18 protein-coding genes are annotated in these 17,358 nt (G+C 27.3%); 10 read left to right on the top strand and 8 right to left on the bottom strand.

Features of this window, described 5'->3' with window-relative positions; genetic code table 11:
- Nucleotide 1: 1 nt before the first annotated feature.
- Complete coding sequence (locus ACIJYC_RS05000; protein WP_435165108.1) at nt 2-1,123, bottom strand: LptF/LptG family permease; 1,122 nt, start codon at nt 1,121-1,123, stop codon at nt 2-4.
- A 60-nt stretch (nt 1,124-1,183) separates the two neighbouring features.
- Here ACIJYC_RS05000 and ACIJYC_RS04995 point away from each other — a divergent pair, with 60 nt between their 5' ends.
- Nucleotides 1,184-2,641 (top strand): leucyl aminopeptidase, encoded by a 1,458-nt coding sequence (locus tag ACIJYC_RS04995; RefSeq protein ID WP_435165105.1) that lies wholly within the window; start codon nt 1,184-1,186, stop codon nt 2,639-2,641.
- Nucleotides 2,634-3,044: a nucleoside-diphosphate kinase gene (gene ndk, locus ACIJYC_RS04990; protein WP_435165102.1), complete on the top strand. Its 411-nt coding sequence runs from the start codon at nt 2,634-2,636 to the stop codon at nt 3,042-3,044. The genes ACIJYC_RS04995 and ndk overlap by 8 nt, the downstream gene beginning before the upstream one ends.
- Here ndk and purN read toward each other — a convergent pair.
- Nucleotides 3,034-3,612 carry a phosphoribosylglycinamide formyltransferase gene (gene purN, locus ACIJYC_RS04985; RefSeq protein ID WP_435165099.1) on the bottom strand — a complete coding sequence of 193 codons (579 nt, stop codon included), beginning with the start codon at nt 3,610-3,612 and terminating at the stop codon, nt 3,034-3,036. The two genes, ndk and purN, sit on opposite strands and share 11 nt — an antisense overlap.
- Entirely contained in the window at nt 3,590-4,621 is a 1,032-nt protein-coding gene (gene purM, locus ACIJYC_RS04980; protein ID WP_435165097.1) for a phosphoribosylformylglycinamidine cyclo-ligase, read from the bottom strand. Before purM ends, purN begins: the two co-directional genes overlap by 23 nt.
- A gap of 11 nt (nt 4,622-4,632) precedes the next feature.
- Between purM and ACIJYC_RS04975 the strand changes: the two genes are divergently transcribed.
- The 3 genes from ACIJYC_RS04975 to aspS are packed head-to-tail and all read left to right on the top strand — an operon-like array spanning nt 4,633 to nt 8,156.
- Complete coding sequence (locus ACIJYC_RS04975; protein WP_435165094.1) at nt 4,633-5,712, top strand: hypothetical protein; 1,080 nt, start codon at nt 4,633-4,635, stop codon at nt 5,710-5,712.
- The gene (locus ACIJYC_RS04970; RefSeq protein ID WP_435165091.1) at nt 5,709-6,371 is read left to right on the top strand and encodes a DNA replication protein; all 663 of its coding nucleotides are present in this window, start codon (nt 5,709-5,711) and stop codon (nt 6,369-6,371) included. The genes ACIJYC_RS04975 and ACIJYC_RS04970 overlap by 4 nt, the downstream gene beginning before the upstream one ends.
- On the top strand, nt 6,372-8,156 hold the full coding sequence (gene aspS, locus ACIJYC_RS04965) for an aspartate--tRNA ligase (protein WP_435165088.1): 1,785 nt from the start codon (nt 6,372-6,374) through the stop codon (nt 8,154-8,156). It begins immediately after the preceding gene.
- 2 nt (nt 8,157-8,158) lie between these two features.
- On the opposite strand, the gene ACIJYC_RS04960 is transcribed toward aspS, so the two are convergent.
- The gene (locus ACIJYC_RS04960) at nt 8,159-8,983 is read right to left on the bottom strand and encodes a ribonucleotide reductase (protein WP_435165085.1); all 825 of its coding nucleotides are present in this window, start codon (nt 8,981-8,983) and stop codon (nt 8,159-8,161) included.
- A gap of 114 nt (nt 8,984-9,097) precedes the next feature.
- Here ACIJYC_RS04960 and ACIJYC_RS04955 point away from each other — a divergent pair, with 114 nt between their 5' ends.
- Nucleotides 9,098-9,454: an NADH-ubiquinone oxidoreductase subunit NDUFA12 family protein gene (locus tag ACIJYC_RS04955; protein WP_435165083.1), complete on the top strand. Its 357-nt coding sequence runs from the start codon at nt 9,098-9,100 to the stop codon at nt 9,452-9,454.
- Nucleotides 9,420-9,824 carry a DUF2155 domain-containing protein gene (locus ACIJYC_RS04950; protein WP_435165080.1) on the top strand — a complete coding sequence of 135 codons (405 nt, stop codon included), beginning with the start codon at nt 9,420-9,422 and terminating at the stop codon, nt 9,822-9,824. The genes ACIJYC_RS04955 and ACIJYC_RS04950 overlap by 35 nt, the downstream gene beginning before the upstream one ends.
- Here ACIJYC_RS04950 and accC read toward each other — a convergent pair.
- The 3 genes from accC to aroQ are packed head-to-tail and all read right to left on the bottom strand — an operon-like array spanning nt 9,821 to nt 12,033.
- Nucleotides 9,821-11,158, bottom strand: a complete 1,338-nt coding sequence (gene accC, locus ACIJYC_RS04945) for an acetyl-CoA carboxylase biotin carboxylase subunit (RefSeq protein WP_435165077.1) — start codon at nt 11,156-11,158, stop codon at nt 9,821-9,823. The two genes, ACIJYC_RS04950 and accC, sit on opposite strands and share 4 nt — an antisense overlap.
- A 4-nt stretch (nt 11,159-11,162) precedes the next feature.
- The gene (locus ACIJYC_RS04940) at nt 11,163-11,597 is read right to left on the bottom strand and encodes an acetyl-CoA carboxylase biotin carboxyl carrier protein (RefSeq protein WP_435165074.1); all 435 of its coding nucleotides are present in this window, start codon (nt 11,595-11,597) and stop codon (nt 11,163-11,165) included.
- Nucleotides 11,584-12,033: a type II 3-dehydroquinate dehydratase gene (gene aroQ / locus ACIJYC_RS04935; RefSeq protein ID WP_435165071.1), complete on the bottom strand. Its 450-nt coding sequence runs from the start codon at nt 12,031-12,033 to the stop codon at nt 11,584-11,586. The genes ACIJYC_RS04940 and aroQ overlap by 14 nt, the downstream gene beginning before the upstream one ends.
- Before the next feature lie 16 nt (nt 12,034-12,049).
- On the opposite strand from aroQ, the gene thiS reads away from it, so the two are divergent.
- Nucleotides 12,050-12,268: a sulfur carrier protein ThiS gene (gene thiS / locus ACIJYC_RS04930; RefSeq protein ID WP_435165068.1), complete on the top strand. Its 219-nt coding sequence runs from the start codon at nt 12,050-12,052 to the stop codon at nt 12,266-12,268.
- Complete coding sequence (locus tag ACIJYC_RS04925; RefSeq protein ID WP_435165065.1) at nt 12,269-13,045, top strand: thiazole synthase; 777 nt, start codon at nt 12,269-12,271, stop codon at nt 13,043-13,045.
- Here the strand turns inward: ACIJYC_RS04925 and ACIJYC_RS04920 are convergent.
- Nucleotides 13,038-14,864, bottom strand: a complete 1,827-nt coding sequence (locus ACIJYC_RS04920; RefSeq protein WP_435165062.1) for an Rne/Rng family ribonuclease — start codon at nt 14,862-14,864, stop codon at nt 13,038-13,040. The two genes, ACIJYC_RS04925 and ACIJYC_RS04920, sit on opposite strands and share 8 nt — an antisense overlap.
- 104 nt (nt 14,865-14,968) lie before the next feature.
- On the opposite strand from ACIJYC_RS04920, the gene ACIJYC_RS04915 reads away from it, so the two are divergent.
- On the top strand, nt 14,969-17,305 hold the full coding sequence (locus ACIJYC_RS04915; protein WP_435165060.1) for a penicillin-binding protein 1A: 2,337 nt from the start codon (nt 14,969-14,971) through the stop codon (nt 17,303-17,305).
- Nucleotides 17,306-17,358 lie beyond the last annotated feature (53 nt).

The following is a 17,358-nucleotide window of genomic DNA, read 5'->3' as shown; positions in this document are numbered from 1 at the left end:
TTTAAAACTTGTTGGTAGATATTTTTAATTTGTAAAAAAATATTGAGTAAATAATTAATGTTAAGATTATTGGTAAAATTAAGATAGAAATATTTTTTATCAAGTTATTCGTAATATAGCCTAGTGAACTTTCAGATAAAATAATTATTCCAAAACCAAGAAAAAAAATTGAAAACTTGTTTTTATTATATTTAAGATTTTCTTTTGAGGTTAAAATTAATAATAATGAAATTAAGATTAAAACTGGCAAATAAAAAGGACTTATCAGTCGTTTAAATATTTCTTTATAGATATTTCTAGGGAAACTTTTGTTGCAATTTATTATTTTATAATTTTTTTTTTCAAGAAAAGACTCCATGCATTTTATTAATAATATTGTTGATTGTTCTTGAATTTTTTTATGTGTCACTAAATGCGAGTCCATATTGGTAAAGCCAAAATCTGACTTTGAAAAATCAAAGTTAGTAATATTTTCACCATTTTGTGTTAAAGTTTTTCCATCATACAGAACTAAAACTTTTTTATTACCTTTTGTTTCAAAAACTCCTTTTTTTGCAAATGTAATTTGAAATCCTTTTTTTTCATTATTTTTTTTAATATAAATATTTTTAAATTCTTCATCATCATTTTTATCTTCAGTAAAAATTGTTAGTCCTTTTACTGTATCATTAAATTTTTTTGGTTTTATTAAACCTTCAAAATAATCTATTCCAGAATTTCTTAATTTTGATCTTGCCAATTCCTGAGAATTTGGAACAATAAATGACAACAGTAAAATTTGGAACATCATAATTATTATTGAAATCCAGAAAAAAAAATTCACCAAACTTAGTTTACTAACTCCATGGTTCCAAAAAATAATTAATTCATTATTAGTCTCGTATTTAATAAAAGTGTAAGAAAAGCTAAAAAAAAGGGCAAACGGTAGAATTCTGCTTATAATTTTAGGAAAGTTAAGTAAAGTATAGATGAAATAAACATTATAATTTCTTCCGTCTTCAATCATAATATCTAAAAAGTTTACTGCCTGAAAAACCCAAATGATTGTACTGATTCCGAATAGAGCTAAAAAGAAAAATGTTAAACAATCAAGTAACAGCTTCCTAAATATAATTTTTTTCATTGAATTTCTTAAATTTTACCAATATATAGCATTCTACTCGTAAGGAGTGTATTTAAATTTATGACAATTCAGATCAATTATAAAACAAGAAGTACAAAAAAAGTTTCATCAAATCTTGTCTTGTTTGTTGACGAAAAATTCAACATTAGTGGTTTAAAAGAATATATTTCAAATTCTGAATTTTCTTATATCTCAGACTTATTAAAAAATAGCGATTTAAAAAAGGATTTACTTGTCTTTGAAATTAACTCTAAAAAATCAATATTTTTAGCATCTATTAAGAAAGACATTAAAACTTCAGATATAGAGAACTTGGGAGCTAAATTTCACAGTTATATAAATTATGATAAGAAAAATGAATATTATGTAAATTCAGACACCGCTAGTAGTAAAATAAAAAATTTTGTAGGTTATTTTTTACATGGAATAAAACTGAAATCCTATGAATTTAATATCTATAAATCCAAAAAAAATAAAAAACTTGTTCTTATAAATATTCTTGGAAATAAAAATATTATATCCTCACAAGATCAATTAAGATTTAGAGGATTAGAAGAAGGAACTTTTTTTGCAAGAGATCTAGTTTCTGAACCAGGTAACATTCTACACCCTGATGAATATGCAAAAAGAATAAATTCACTTAAAAAATTTGGATTAAAGATTAATATTTATGATGAAAAAAAATTAAAAAAACTAGGAATGAATGCTTTACTTGGAGTAGGCCAGGGTAGTATTAGAGGATCCTATCTTGTTACAATGGAGTGGAATGGAGTAAAAAATAAATCTAAACCTTTGGCGTTCGTTGGAAAGGGTGTTTGTTTTGATACAGGTGGTATTTCACTAAAGCCTGCTAAATTTATGGAAGATATGACTTATGATATGGCTGGTTCAGCTACAGTAGTTGGGTTAATGAAAAACTTAGCTGTAAGAAAAGCTAAAATCAATGCTGTTGGTGTTGTAGGGCTTGTAGAAAATATGCCAGGTGGTAATGCACAAAGACCAGGTGATATTGTTAAATCTTATAGTGGCAAAACAATTGAAATATTAAATACAGATGCAGAAGGTAGATTAGTTTTAGCAGACGCACTTACCTTCACAGAAAAAAAATTTAAGCCCAGATTTATGGTTGACTTAGCAACACTTACTGGTGCAATTATAGTTTCTCTTGGATCAGAGTATGCTGGCCTTTTTTCAAACGATGATAAGCTATCAAATCAATTGATAAAAGCTGGAAATAAAGTTGAGGAAAAATTGTGGAGAATGCCATTACATAAAAATTTTGATAAATTAATAAACTCTAAGAATGCGGATATGCAAAATATTAATTATGTTGGTGGAGCAGGGTCAACTACAGCAGCTCAATTTTTACAAAGATTTGTTTTAAACAAAACACCTTGGGCACACTTAGATATAGCTGGTATGGCTTTTTCAAAATATGGAGGAGCGTTAAATTCAGGTGGTGCAACAGGTTATGGTGTAAGATTATTAAATAAACTAATAGAGGATGATTATGAGTAGTATTGAACAAACATTATCAATTATAAAACCAGATGCTGTTGAAAGAAATTTAGATAGTGAAATAAAGGAAATGTTTAAAAATAAAGGATTTTCAATTCTAAAAGAAAAAAAGATTCAAATTGAAAAATCAGAAGCTGAAAAATTTTATAAAGTTCATGAGATAAAACCATTTTATAATGATCTTTGTGCCTATCTATCTTCTGGGCCAATTGTAGTCATGGTTCTTGAAAAAGAAAATGCAGTATTAGGTAATAGAGAATTAATGGGTGCAACTAATCCAAAAGATGCTGAAGAAGGAACTATCAGAAAAAAATATGGAATTTCTATTGATAAAAATTCTGTACATGGATCTGACAGTGTTGAAAATGCAAAAATTGAAATAGATTTCTTTTTTAAAGACTAAGTGCTTTTATTATTGCAGCCGGATAAAGTTTATGTTCTTGGATTAAAATCCTTTTTGCAAGTGTTTCAGGAGTGTCAAATTTATTAATTTTCACTTTTTTTTGATTAATAATTTTACCAGAATCAAGTTTAGAGTTTACAAAGTGCACGGTGCATCCAGAATATTTATCCTTATTTTTAATTGCTTTTTCATAAGTATTTAATCCTTTATATTTTGGAAGAAGGGAAGGGTGAATATTAATAATTTTTCCTTTAAAATTCTTAATAAAACTTCTTGATAAAATTTTCATAAAACCTGCAAGACAAATAAAATGAATATCATTTTTTTTTAATTCATAGATAACTTTTTTCTCAGATAAAGTATTTTTAAAATCAAATACTTTTTTTTTAATTTTATAAATATTTGCAAATTGCAAGCCTTTTGCTTTATAATTATTAGAAATAATCATTTTAATAATTATTGGTGATTTTTTAAGTTTTGAAAATTTGATAAGAGAATTTAAATTACTGCCTGTCCCTGAAATAAAAACTGCTATATTTATTCTATTAGATCCAGTTAACAGAGCCATTTAGTCTAACTTTTTCTTTAAAATTTTTAGTAATTTTTCCTATTACATAAGGTTTATAATTATTTGTAAAATAACTTTTAATTTGATTTAACTTTTTTGGGTTAATGATTAAACAAAAACCAACACCACAATTGAAAGTTTTAAGCATTTCTTTATCTGATATTCCTTTTTTATGAAGCCATTTGAAAATTTTAGATATTCTTATTAAGTCTAAATTTATTTCAGCTGTGAAATTATCTGGAATAACTCTTTGAATATTATCAGCTAATCCCCCTCCAGTAATATTGGCACATCCATTAATCAAATTTTTATCTATTAATTTTAAAACTTCATTTACATAGATCTTAGTTGGTTTGATTAGCTCTTTTTTTAAAAAAATATTTTTTTTAATATCTATTTTTTTCTGTTTAAGAAGATAACGTACTAAAGAGTATCCATTTGAATGAAGACCACTTGAAGGTATAGCTAAAATTAAATCATTATTTTTAATTTTATTTTTACTTAAAATTTTTTTTTTACTAACTATCCCAACCGCAAAACCTGCAATATCAAATTTACCTTTTTCATATGTGCCTGGCATTTCAGCTGTTTCACCACCAACCAATTCACATTTAGACAATTTACATCCTTTTACGATACCTTTAATGATTGATTTTAATTTTTTTAAATCAATTTTATTTATAGAAATATAATCTAAAAATAGTAGAGGCTTTGCACCTTGAACAATTAAATCGTTTACACTCATTGCAACTAAATCAATTCCAATAGAGTCATATTTATTAAGCATGTTTGCGATTTCAATTTTTGTGCCAACACCATCTGTGCAGGCAACAATTTTAGGTTGTTTTATGTGATTTGGAATGTCTGATATTGAACCAAAACCACCAATATTTGAAAACTTTTTTTTGCCCTTTTTTCTTGATGAAACAGATGAAATGAAATTAACAAATTTATCAGCAGCATTTATGTTAACTCCACTTTTTTTATAGGTTATTAATTTATTATTCATTAATATGTTTTATGAAATTTAATATTAAACTTTTTAATTATAAAAGATTATATATTCATTTTTGCTTACTTGCTTTGTTAAATATTTTTTTTTCCACAGGAAATATTCAAGCAAAGACTTTCTCAATCAATGATTTAGAAATATCTACTCCTTTTGAGACTAATTTTGATAAAAACAAGATAATTGATGAAGGTTTTGCACAAGCATTTAATAGGTTGGTTTTATCAATATTGCAAACACAAGATCAAAAAAAACTAAGTAAAACACCAATTGGTTTAATTAAAAGTATGATTGAAACTTTTTCAATCCAAGAAGAAAAATTTATTAATGAAGTTTATTATTTATCTTTAAATGTATCATTTAATAAAAAAAAAATATTAAATTTAATGGAAAAAAAAAATATTTTTCCATCTCTTCCAGTTGAAAAAAAAATATTTTTTTTACCAATTATAGTGGATAAAAATAAAGATGAAATTTCAATTTTTTCTGAAAATTATATTTTTAATAATTGGAATTCTAATAATCAAAAATATCATTTATTAAGATATGTTTTACCTACTGAAGATCTAGACGATTTCAATTTAATAAAAAGATATTCAAAAATCCTGGAAAGTTATAATTTTAGTGAAATTATAAAAAAATATAATCTTGATGATTATATTATATCAATCATCTATAAAGAAAATAATGCAATTAAAGTTTTAAGTAAAATAAACTTTAATCAAGAAGAAGATCTTAAAAATATCAGTTTTCAAAATCTTAATATAGATAATTATAAAGAAGCAGATAAATTGATTGAAAGTTTAAAAAGTATTTATGAAAATTATTGGAAGAGTAAAAATGAAATTAATACTTCGGTAAAGATATCTTTAACTATTTCAATTAATAACAGTGACAATTCAGAAATTTCAAAATTTGAAGAAATATTAGACAATACTGATTTGATATACGATTATCATATTTATAAATTTAACAATAAAGATAATTATTATAAAGTTATATTTAATGGATCACCTGATTACTTTCTTAAAATTATGAAAAATAAAAATTATGAATTTGATATTCGAAATCAAATTTGGATAGTTAGATGAGTGATTTAAATCAATTAATATTAAATTTTGATTATGATCAAAATTTTAAAGATCAAGATTTTTATGTTTCAAAAAGCAATGAATTTGCATTCAAACTATTAAATAGCTGGCCCAAGTGGGAAAAAAACTTTGTAAATTTAATTGGAAAAAATTTTTCTGGTAAAACTCATTTAGTAAATATTTTTTTATCCAAGTTTAAAGGAATTAAGATTGAGGCCAAAGAAATTGATAATGAATTTCTAAAAAAGATTAAGGTTTTTGAAAATATAATCATTGAAAATTTTAATGATAAAATTGATGAAAATTTGTTATTTACTTTATTGAATATTGTTGACCAGGATAACAAATATCTAATTTTAACTTCAAAAAACTCCATTGTTGATTATTCCTTTAAGTTAAACGATTTAAATTCAAGGTCCAAAAATTTTTTATTATGCAATATCGAAAAACCCGAGGATGATCTCATGTTTGCCCTGATATTAAAAAATTTATCAGATCGCCAAATATCTATAGATAAGAAATTAGTTGATTATATCGTCAAAAGAATTGATAGATCGTATGGCAAAATTTTTGATTTCATATATAAAATCGACAAAATTAGTTTAAAACGAAAAAAACCAATCGATTTTAAAATTATAAAAGAAGCCCTAGGAGAATAATTGAATAAATATAGATCACATAATTGTAATGAATTAAGAAAAGATGATTTAGATAAAAACATTTCAATCTCTGGGTGGATTAATAAAAAAAGAGATCACGGGAACCTTTTATTTATTGACTTACGAGATAACTACGGAATTACCCAGTGTATTATAGATAAAGAAAATAAAAATTTTTTAGATTTAGAAAAAATTCAACTTGAAACCGTTATAAAAGTGAGTGGAAAGGTTGTTAGCCGTTCTGATGAGACGATTAATAAAGAGATTGAGACTGGTGAAATTGAAGTTGTTATAAATGAATTTGAAATATTGGGGACTTGCAAAGAATTACCAATGCCAGTTTTTAGCGACCAAGAATATGCTGAAGAAATAAGATTAAAATATAGATTTTTAGATTTAAGAAGAAAAAAAATTCATGAAAATATAATCTTAAGATCAAAAGTGATTTCGTATATTAGAAATGAAATGACTAAACTTGGTTTTTTAGAATTTCAAACACCAATTTTAACCTCATCAAGTCCAGAAGGTGCAAGAGATTTTTTAGTTCCAAGTAGACTTAACCCTGGAAAATTTTATGCATTACCACAAGCGCCTCAGCAATTTAAACAATTAATAATGGTTTCTGGTTTTGATAAATATTTTCAAATTGCTCCTTGCTTTAGAGATGAAGATGCTAGAGCCGATAGAAGTCCAGGGGAATTTTATCAATTAGATTTAGAGATGTCTTTTGTGGAACAAGAAGATGTTTTTAATGTTGTTGAAACTTTAATGGTTAATACTTTTAAGAAATTCTCAAATAAAAAACTATTGTACGATAAATTTCCAAAAATTTCATATGCCGATGCAATGTTAAATTATGGAAGTGACAAGCCTGATTTAAGAAACCCATTACTTATAAATGATATTACAGAAATATTTAAAAGAGAAGATGTATCGTTTGAGATATTTAAAAAACTTGTAAAATCTGGCTCAAAAGTCAGATGTATTTCAACTAAAAATACAAAAGATAAACCAAGAAGCTTTTTTGACAATATTGATAAATGGGCGAAAGAACAAGGTGCTTCTGGATTAGCATATTTTACTTTTGAAAAAAAAGATCAACTTTCAGCTAAAGGACCGATTGGAAAGTTTTTTTCACATGAAGCTTTAGAAGAAATTATGAAACAAACTAACTCAGAAGTAGGTGATAGTATTTTCATGGCATGTGGAAAGCAAAATGATCTAGAAAAAATTACCTCACTCGCTAGAGATAAAATAGCCAAAGATCTAGATTTAATTGACGATGATGTTTTTGCATTTTGTTGGATTGTTGATTATCCAATGTTTGAAAAAGATGAGGTAACTAATAAAATTGAGTTTAGTCATAATCCATTTTCTATGCCACAAGGAAATTTAACTGAAGAAAATTTTAAAAAACCTTTAGATATATTGGCTTATCAATACGATATTGTCTGTAATGGTATTGAACTTTCTTCTGGTGCTATAAGAAACCACAAGCCAGAACTTATGTATAAACTTTTTTCAATAGCCGGCTATGATAAGAAACAAGTAGATGAAAAATTTAGTGGTATGATTAATGCATTAAGTTATGGAGCCCCACCTCATGGAGGAATAGCCCCTGGTATTGATAGAATAGTAATGTTGCTAGCGAATGAAAAAAATATTAGAGAGGTAACAATGTTCCCTATGAATCAAAATGCTCAAGACTTAATGATGAAAGCTCCATCTGACGTGAGCGAAGACCAATTAAAAGAACTTGGTATCGATATAAAAAATAAGAAATAAAATTATTTTTTACCTTTTAAACTTATCTTAACGTCTGAAAGATCTACTAAATTTTTCTTGTAATTATTTCTTACAAAACCTTTGCTGGTTATATCTTTTACAATTTTTAACAATTGGTTTTGGTCTTCAGATTGATTTTCTTCATTTGTAGCTGACTCGGTACCACCAATTGAAGGTGTATGAGCTAGATCTTCTCTATTTTGATATGATATTGCTAATTCTCTAAAAATATAATCTAGTATTGAACTTGCACTTAGTATTCTGTCATTACCATGCACTTTTCCAGAAGGTTCAAACTTTGTTCCAACAAATGCACTTATGAATTCATCAAGTGGCACACCATATTGAAGTCCTAATGAGACGGCTATCGCAAAATTATTCATTAGAGCTTTTACTAACTCTCCTTCTTTGCTTGTATCAATAAAAATTTCTCCTATTTTTCCATCCTCGTACTCACCAGTATGTAAGTAAACTTTATGATCTCCAATAGTAGCTTTTTGGATATAACCTTTTCTTCTATCTGGCATTCCAAATCTTTTACCACCTCTTTCAGATGATTTATTGAAGTTTGCAATAATGTTTTCTTTGTTTTCTGTGCTAGCTTGGTTTACTTCAGCCACGACTTCTACCTTTTTATTTTTAATGACTTTATTGTTATTTGGATCAAGACTTTTTGTTTTACGATTATCAAGCTTTACGTCTAGTACCTCGAATTTTCCATCATCTCTTTTTTCAAGATTTTTTAACTCTGTTTCATTTATATCATCCAAGTAATGATTAACTTTAAACGTACATGTGTAGTAAGTCTCAACTAAATATTTTGCCATTTAACTCCAATTTAAATTTTAATTTGAATATTGAATCAATTAATTTATATACAAATTCATATTTTAGTCTAATTTAAATTATACAATTTTTAATTGAATAAATAAAAAATTTTTATGTTGACACTTTTAAAAAAAATTTTCACTTGGTGGAATCAAGATACCTTTGGTACTAGATTAAAAACAATTTTTTTTGGAAAATTAGTTGGTAGTGATGAGCTTGGTAACAGATATTATGAAAGTAAAAATGGAAAGAGATGGATTATTTATGCAAATACCATTGATGCCTCTAAAATACCAGTGGAATGGTACTCTTGGATTCATTTTACACCTAATAAAATAGAAAAAACGCATGAACTTAAAAAATATGATTGGCAAAAACCTCATCAATCTAATTTAACTGGCACTAATAAAGCGTATTATCCAAACAAAGATAAAGATGGAATCAAAAAGAAATATTCTAGTTGGAAATAATAAAATTAATTTTTATCTTTTTATTTTAGTTTATTTTTTTTTAATAAATCACTCATTTGCTAAAGATAATACAGAAGGTGTTTTTACAGATTTAAAAATTTTAGATAAAATTAGTTCAAAAAATACCTTGGTAAAATTGAAAAATGAAGAGTTAACAATATTTAAAGATCTCTCTATAAAAAGTTTAAAGTGTAAAAATTCAGAATTTGACGATAATCCTGAAATTACTGCCTACATACAAGTTAAAGATCTAACTGATGAAAATAATAATGAGGTATTTGTATTTAACGGCTGGATGTTTTCATCAAGTCCATCAATTACTCCATTTGATCATCCAGTATACGATGTTTGGCTTATTAAATGCTATTAGACTATTGTATCTTTATCTAGCCAACTTACATTAAAATCAGAATTAATAAATTTTTTATGACTAAGAAGCTTTTTATGTAAAGGAATAGTTGTAGTAATTCCCTCTATTACAAACTCATCTAGAGATCTATTCATTCTTTGAATTGCCTCAGTTCTATTTCTTCCATGACAGATTAGTTTGCAGACCATGCTATCGTAATAAGGAGTAACTTTGTATCCTTGAAAAATAGCTCCATCTACTCTTGTCCTAAAACCAGATGGCTGATGGCACATACCTATTGTTCCAGGAGATGGTTGAAAGTTTTTACTTGCATCTTCCGCATTTATTCTACATTCAATTGCATGTCCTCTTGGGTTTATATCACTCTGTTTTAGGGCTGTTTCGCCTGAAAAGGCAATCCAAATTTGTTCCTTAATAATATCAATACCAGTTACCATTTCTGTTACGGGATGTTCGACCTGTACTCTTGTATTCATTTCAAGAAAATAAAATTTACCATCTTCATAAATAAATTCTACAGTCCCAGCACCCATATAGCCAATTTTTGCAACCATTTTTACTGTTCTTTCAAATAAATCTTTTCTAATTTCATCATTAAGAATAGGGCTTGGTGTTTCCTCAATTAATTTTTGATGTCTTCTTTGAACAGAACAGTCTCTTTCGTGAAGATGAACAACATTATTTTTACCTGCTAAGATTTGAACTTCTATATGTCTTGGATTTTGAAAAAACTTTTCAATATAAACTTCATCATTACCAAAGTATTTCTGTGCTTCTGATTTTGCAGTAGAAAACAAAGTTTCAAATTCCTCTTCTTTGTATACAATTTTCATACCTTTTCCACCACCACCACCTGATGCTTTGATTAAGACAGGAAATCCAATTCTTTTACATAGTTCTTTAGCTTGAGCTACATCAGTAACACCTCCCTCAGATCCCTCAATTACTGGTAAACCATTCTCTTTAGCAATTCTCTTTGCTTGAATTTTATCTCCCATCATTTCTATATGTTTTGATGATGCGCCAATAAAATTTATTTTATTTTCTTCAAGAATTTTTGCAAAACTAGCATTTTCAGATAAAAATCCATAACCCGGATGTACAGCGTCCGCATTAGTAAGTTCTACTGCTGACATTAAATTAGGAATATTTAAATAACTATTAGCAGGTTGGTGAGACCCTATACAAACACTTTCATCTGCCATTCTCACATGCATGCTTTCTCTATCAACATCAGAATGAACAGCTACTGTTGAAATTCCCCATTCTTTGCACGCTCTAATAATTCTAACTGCAATTTCCCCACGGTTTGCAATTAAGATTTTTTTAAACATTTGTTTACTCTAGAATAATAATAGTTTGGCCAAACTCGACAGGGTGACCATCTTCAACACAAATTTCTTTCACAACACCATCAGCAGTTGATGGCACATGATTCATTGTTTTCATCGCTTCAACAATCATAATGGTATCACCTTTTTTAATTTTTTTTCCAATCTCAACAAATTTCTTTGCTCCGGGTTCTGGCGCGTGGTAAGCTGTTCCGATAATTGGTGAAGTAATTTCGGTACCAGATTTAATATTAGTTTTTTCAGAAACATTTTCATTTCTAGCGTTAATATTTGCTGAAGTTACAGCTGGTTGATTGCTAATCGTTACATTATTTTTTGAAATCTTAATCTTGGTATCTTTTTCCGTAATTTCTATTTCAGTGAGATTAAATTCTTCTAAATAGTCACTTAATTCTTTAATTATGCTTTTATCTATTTTCATTTTTTAAAATCTTTTCTATTGAAATTATGGCCAAAATATAACCTTCAACACCTAATCCAAAAATTCCTCCTGTAGCTACATCGCTTATTAGAGATTTATGTCTAAATTCCTCTCTTTTATATATGTTTGATATATGTAACTCAATTATTGGTTTTTTGAATAGATCAAGCGCATCTCTAATTGCAACTGAAGTGTGTGTAAATCCTGCAGCATTAATTATCATCCCGTCATATTTGTTTCTAGCATCTTGAATTAAATCTACTAACTCTCCTTCAATATTTGATTGAGCAAATTCCAATTCAATACCAATTTTGTTAGACTCTTTTAAACAGTTTTCTTTTAATTGTGCAAAAGTAGTTGAGCCATATTGTGATTGTTCTCTTTCACCTAATAGATTAAGATTTGGACCATTAATAATAATAATTTTATTATTCATTCAATTCTTATATACGATGAAAAAAATAAAAAAAATAAAAATTAAAGTGAATGGTAAATTTAAGTCTGTACCAGAAAATTATAAGATTTCAGATTTAGTAAAAGATCTTAAAATTCCTTTAAAAAAAGTGGCAATTGAACTCAATCAAGAGATAATGGATAAAAAGAAAATTAGTAAAATTGCTCTAAAAAAAGATGATAAAATGGAGATAGTTCATTTTATTGGGGGAGGTTAAATGAAAAATGATAAAATAGTTATAGCAAATAAAAAATTTAATTCTCGATTAATCGTAGGTACCGGAAAATATAAAAGCATGTCTGAGTGTGCAAAGGCTATTAAACTTTCTGGAGCAGAAATTGTAACCGTTGCTGTTAGAAGAGTAAATATAACCGATAAAAAAAAACCTCTTCTTATGGATTATATTGACCCAAAGAAAATCACTTATTTACCAAATACAGCAGGATGTTTTACTTCAGAAGAAGCTTTAAGAACACTTAGACTCGCAAGAGAGATCGGTGGTTGGAAATTAGTTAAACTGGAAGTTTTAGGCGATAAACAAAACTTGTTTCCCGATATGATTGAAACTTTAAAATCTACAGAGGTTTTGGCTAAAGAAGGTTTTAAAGTTATGGTTTATTGTAATGATGATCCGCTCATGGCAAAACGTCTAGAAAACTCAGGTGCAGATGCGATAATGCCGTTAGCTGCTCCTATTGGTTCTGGTTTAGGCATTCAAAATAAAACAAATATTCAAATTATCAGAAATCAAACCAAATTACCTCTCATCATTGATGCAGGCTTAGGTCAAGCATCAGATGCAACTATTGCAATGGAGTTAGGTTGTGATGGTGTTTTAGTTAACACTGCAATTGCTAAAGCAAAAAAACCATATGATATGGCTCTTGCCTTTAAGAATGCGGTAATTGCTGGAAGACAATCTTTTTTAGCAGGACGTATTAATAAATATTTATACGGAAATGCATCTTCACCAAAAATAGGAATTATTAAATAGTTGCTGTTTTTTTTACAAACTTCTTTTTAAAGTAAGGTTTCTTTTTAAAAGGTTTTTTGTGAAATTTTTTAGCCTCTTTTTTATCAGTAATTTTATCCTCTTTAATTTGTATTTCTAAATTTTTTAATTTTTTAAAATGTTCAATTAACTCAATTGTTTTTTTTGATTTGTTTTGAATATTAATAATATACTCTGGAATAATCAGTGTAGGGTCACTAATAATATCTATTGTCATTTTATTTTTCTTTTCAAAATAAGTTAAATCATCAACAAAATTTTCTTTTAAAAAATCTGAGATTTTTTCACAAACTCTAAGCTCAACAAATTTAGCTTTATTTATAACTGCATTTAACTCTACTGTTTTAAGTAATTTTTGAGCAAATGACTCATCTGTAAGTGTTACTTTCCATTTTATTGCGCTTTCTCTTAATCTTTGTCTAGACATTTCAAGAAGACCGAAATTACTTATTCTCCCAATTTGAATTCTAGCTCTGTCTGTTCTACATTTTTCTTTTAATTTTCTCTCCACCAATCTTCTATTTCCATAACTAAGCATATCAATAAAGTCGATTATTATTAGACCAGATAAATCTCTAATTTTTATTTGTCTTGCTATTTCTTCAGCTGCCTCAATATTTGTATCTAGTGCAGTGCTTTCAACATTTTTACCCTTAATAGAGCTACCAGAGTTTATATCAATTGATACAAGTGCTTCAGTAGGGTTTATTACCAAATATCCTCCTGATTTTAGTTTTATCTCGGAGTCAAATATTTGGTTTAATTTTTGTTCAATTTTTTCTTCAATAAATAATGGAACTTTTCCTCTATATTTTTTTACTTTCTTAACACTTGAAGGCATGATCATTTTCATAAATGTTTGTGCTTTTTTATAACCTTCATTGCCTTCAACTATTATATTTTGAGTAGTATCATCAAACATATCTCTTAAAGTTCTTTTTATAATTTCACTCTCTTGGTGAATTAATGATGGAGCTATAGAATTAATTGCAGTATCTTTAATTTGACTCCATGTTTTGATAAGAGTTTCTAAATCATTATTAATTTCGTTTTTGGTTTTATTACTTCCAGCAGTTCTTACAATCAAACCCATCTCTTTCGGGATCTCAATTTCATTCAAAATAGTTCTTATTTTTTTTCTGTCAGCTGGATTAAATATTTTACGAGATATTCCACCCCCTTTTGGAGTATTAGGCATTAAAACAATATATTTTCCAGCAATTGAGATAAATGTACTAAGTGCTGCACCTTTTTGTCCTCGTTCATCCTTGATGACCTGCACTAAGATAACTTGATTTGGTTTTATAACTTCCTGTATTTTATATCTTTTAAATTTAAACTTAGTTTCTTTCTTTTTATCTTTTTCCTCAGTTAAATTTTCCTTATCTTCAGAGTCATTTTCGCTTTCCTCTATTGGCTCTTTTTCAATGTTAATTGGATCATCTATTTCAAGTTTTCCCTCAGCTATATTTTCCTCTTCTTTAGCTTCAACTTCTTTAGAAAGTTCTTCTCGAGCTTTTTCTTCCTCTTCTTTAATTTTATCTAAATCTGCTTTTGGTATTTGATAGTAATCAGACTGAATGTCATTAAAAGATAGAAAGCCATGTCGTTCTCGCCCAAAATCAATAAATGCTGCCTGAAGAGATGGTTCTATTCTACTGACTTTACCTAGATATATATTATTTTTTATTAAATTATTCTTTAAACCTTCGTATTCGTAGTCTTCAATATTGTCATCTGATTTAAGAACAACTCTAGTTTCATTAGGATGCGATGCATCGATATATAAATTTTTTTCCATAATAATTTGATTGATTGATTCATTTAGTATTTTAAGTGTTTATAAAATTTTGTTTATTTCTAGTGCCTTATCTTTAACAAATTCCAAGATATAATGGAAATAAAATGAATAAAATTCTCAAAAATACTCTATTTATACTGTTATCTTTTCTTTTATTGCTTGGTATTCTGATATTAGGAATTTTATGGTCTTATTCAAATAATATCCCTGATTATAAATTTCTTAAAAACTATAAACCACCAGTATCAAGTAAAGTGTATTCAGGTGATGGAGAACTTGTTGCAGATTTTTCGAAAGAAAAAAGGATATTTATTCCAATTAATTCAATTCCAAAAAATGTAATTAACTCATTTTTATCAGCAGAAGATAAAAACTTCTTTTCCCATCCGGGTGTTGATGCAAAAGGAGTTTTAAGAGCTGTGATAAACAACATTTCAAACATAATTTCATCTAAAAGACTTGAAGGTGCTTCTACAATTACACAACAAGTAGCTAAGAATTTTTTATTAACTAATGAGGTAAGTATAAACAGAAAAATTAAAGAAGCTATTTTAGCATTTAGAATAGAGAGAGCTTTATCTAAACAGAGAATTTTAGAATTATATTTAAATCAAATTTATCTTGGCAGTGGAGCATATGGTGTAGCAGCAGCAAGCTTAGAATATTTTGATAAGTCTATACAAGAATTAGATTATGGAGAGACTGCTCTATTAGCAGCTTTACCAAAAGCACCAAGTAGGTACAATCCTCATCGAAATATTGAGTTAGCTAAATTTAGAAGAGATTTAGTTTTAAAAAATTTATTTGAAAACAAGTATATAGATACAGATGAATATAATTATCTCAAAGAAAAAAAAATTTTACTCAATAAGACAAAAAAAGTTTTTTTAGAAGATTCTCAATATTACATTGAAGATGTTAGAAAAAATGTAATTGAAACTTTAGATTATGATAAAGTTTACAAACAAGGATTTAATATCAACACACCAATTAATTTAGAATTTCAAAAGATTGCAACCGAAGCACTTAGGAATGGATTATTATCTTATGATAAGAGAAAGGGCTGGAGGGGACCACTTGCTAACAAAAAATACTCAGAAAATTGGAATAAAGATTTAAATAAATTTTATTTGGAAGACTCAATTAGTTGGAAGTTAGCAATTATCAGAAAAATAAATAAATTTTCAGCAATTATTGAAACTGAAGATAAATTAGATGGTAAGATAGAGTTTAAAGATATTTCTTGGACAAAAAAAGAATTTAATCAGTTATTGAAGGTTGGCGACATAATTTATGTGAAAAAAATTAGTGATAAAAATTATAGTTTAAAACAAATACCAAAAGTAAATGGGGGAATTGTTGTTATGGATCCTTATACAGGTCGTGTATTAGCTTTAAGTGGTGGTTTTAGTTTCAAAAAAAGTGAATTTAATAGAGCAACTCAAGCATTAAGACAACCTGGTTCTGCTTTTAAACCATTTGTTTATGCCTTAGCTCTTGAAAATAATTATTCCCCAACATCTCTAATTTTAGATGCTCCGATTGTTTTGGATCAAGGAGTAGATCTCAAAATGTGGAAACCAGAGAATTATGGAAAAAAATTTTATGGACCTTCAACTTTGAGAGTTGGACTAGAAAAATCAAGAAATTTAATGACAGTCAGGATTGCTCAGGACTTAGGCTTAAAAAAAATTATAAATTTTTCGGAAAACCTAGGTATTTATGATAATCCAGAGGAGCTTTTATCCATTTCACTTGGATCTGCTGAAACAACATTATTAAAATTAACTTCTGCTTATTCTGTGTTTGTCAATGGAGGTAAATTAGTTGATCCAATTTTGATCGATAGAATTCAAGATAGTGAGGGAAAAACTGTTTTTAATAATGATAAAAGAAAATGTACTAATTGTGATGAAATTTCATACTTGAGTAAAGATTATCCAATCATCAAAGATGATTATAAAAAAATATTTTCTCCAGAAACATCATATCAAATGACTTCTATACTTGAAGGGGTTGTTCAAAGAGGTACTGCTAAAAAACTAAAAGATCTCAAACTAAATATTGCCGGTAAAACAGGCACGACTAATAAAAATACAGACACCTGGTTTATCGGATATACGTCAAATCTTCTAATTGGAGTGTACGTTGGTTTAGATAATCCTTCTCCATTGGGTAGATTTGAAACTGGTTCAAAAACAGCTTTGCCTATTTTTAAAGAGTTTGTTGAAAAAACAGTTAATAAATCAGAGGCAAGACCTTTCAAGGCAGCAAAGGGAACTGTAATGATGGTAGTTGATCCAAATACCGGCCAAAAAGCAAAATTTAATTCTAAAAACACTATTATTGAAGTCTATAAAAAACAAAATGTGATTGATGGAAAAGTTTTATATTCAAATAATGATAGATTAGACGCCAATAATATATTAAAGTTTTATTAATGGATGATAAATATCAAGATTACAAAAAAGAAATAGAGAAGATAAACTTTAAA

This window comes from Candidatus Pelagibacter bacterium nBUS_28 (assembly GCF_051200915.1).
In the GTDB taxonomy this organism is placed as follows: Bacteria; Pseudomonadota; Alphaproteobacteria; order Pelagibacterales; family Pelagibacteraceae; genus Pelagibacter.
This window is presented reverse-complemented; position numbering and strand designations above follow the sequence as displayed.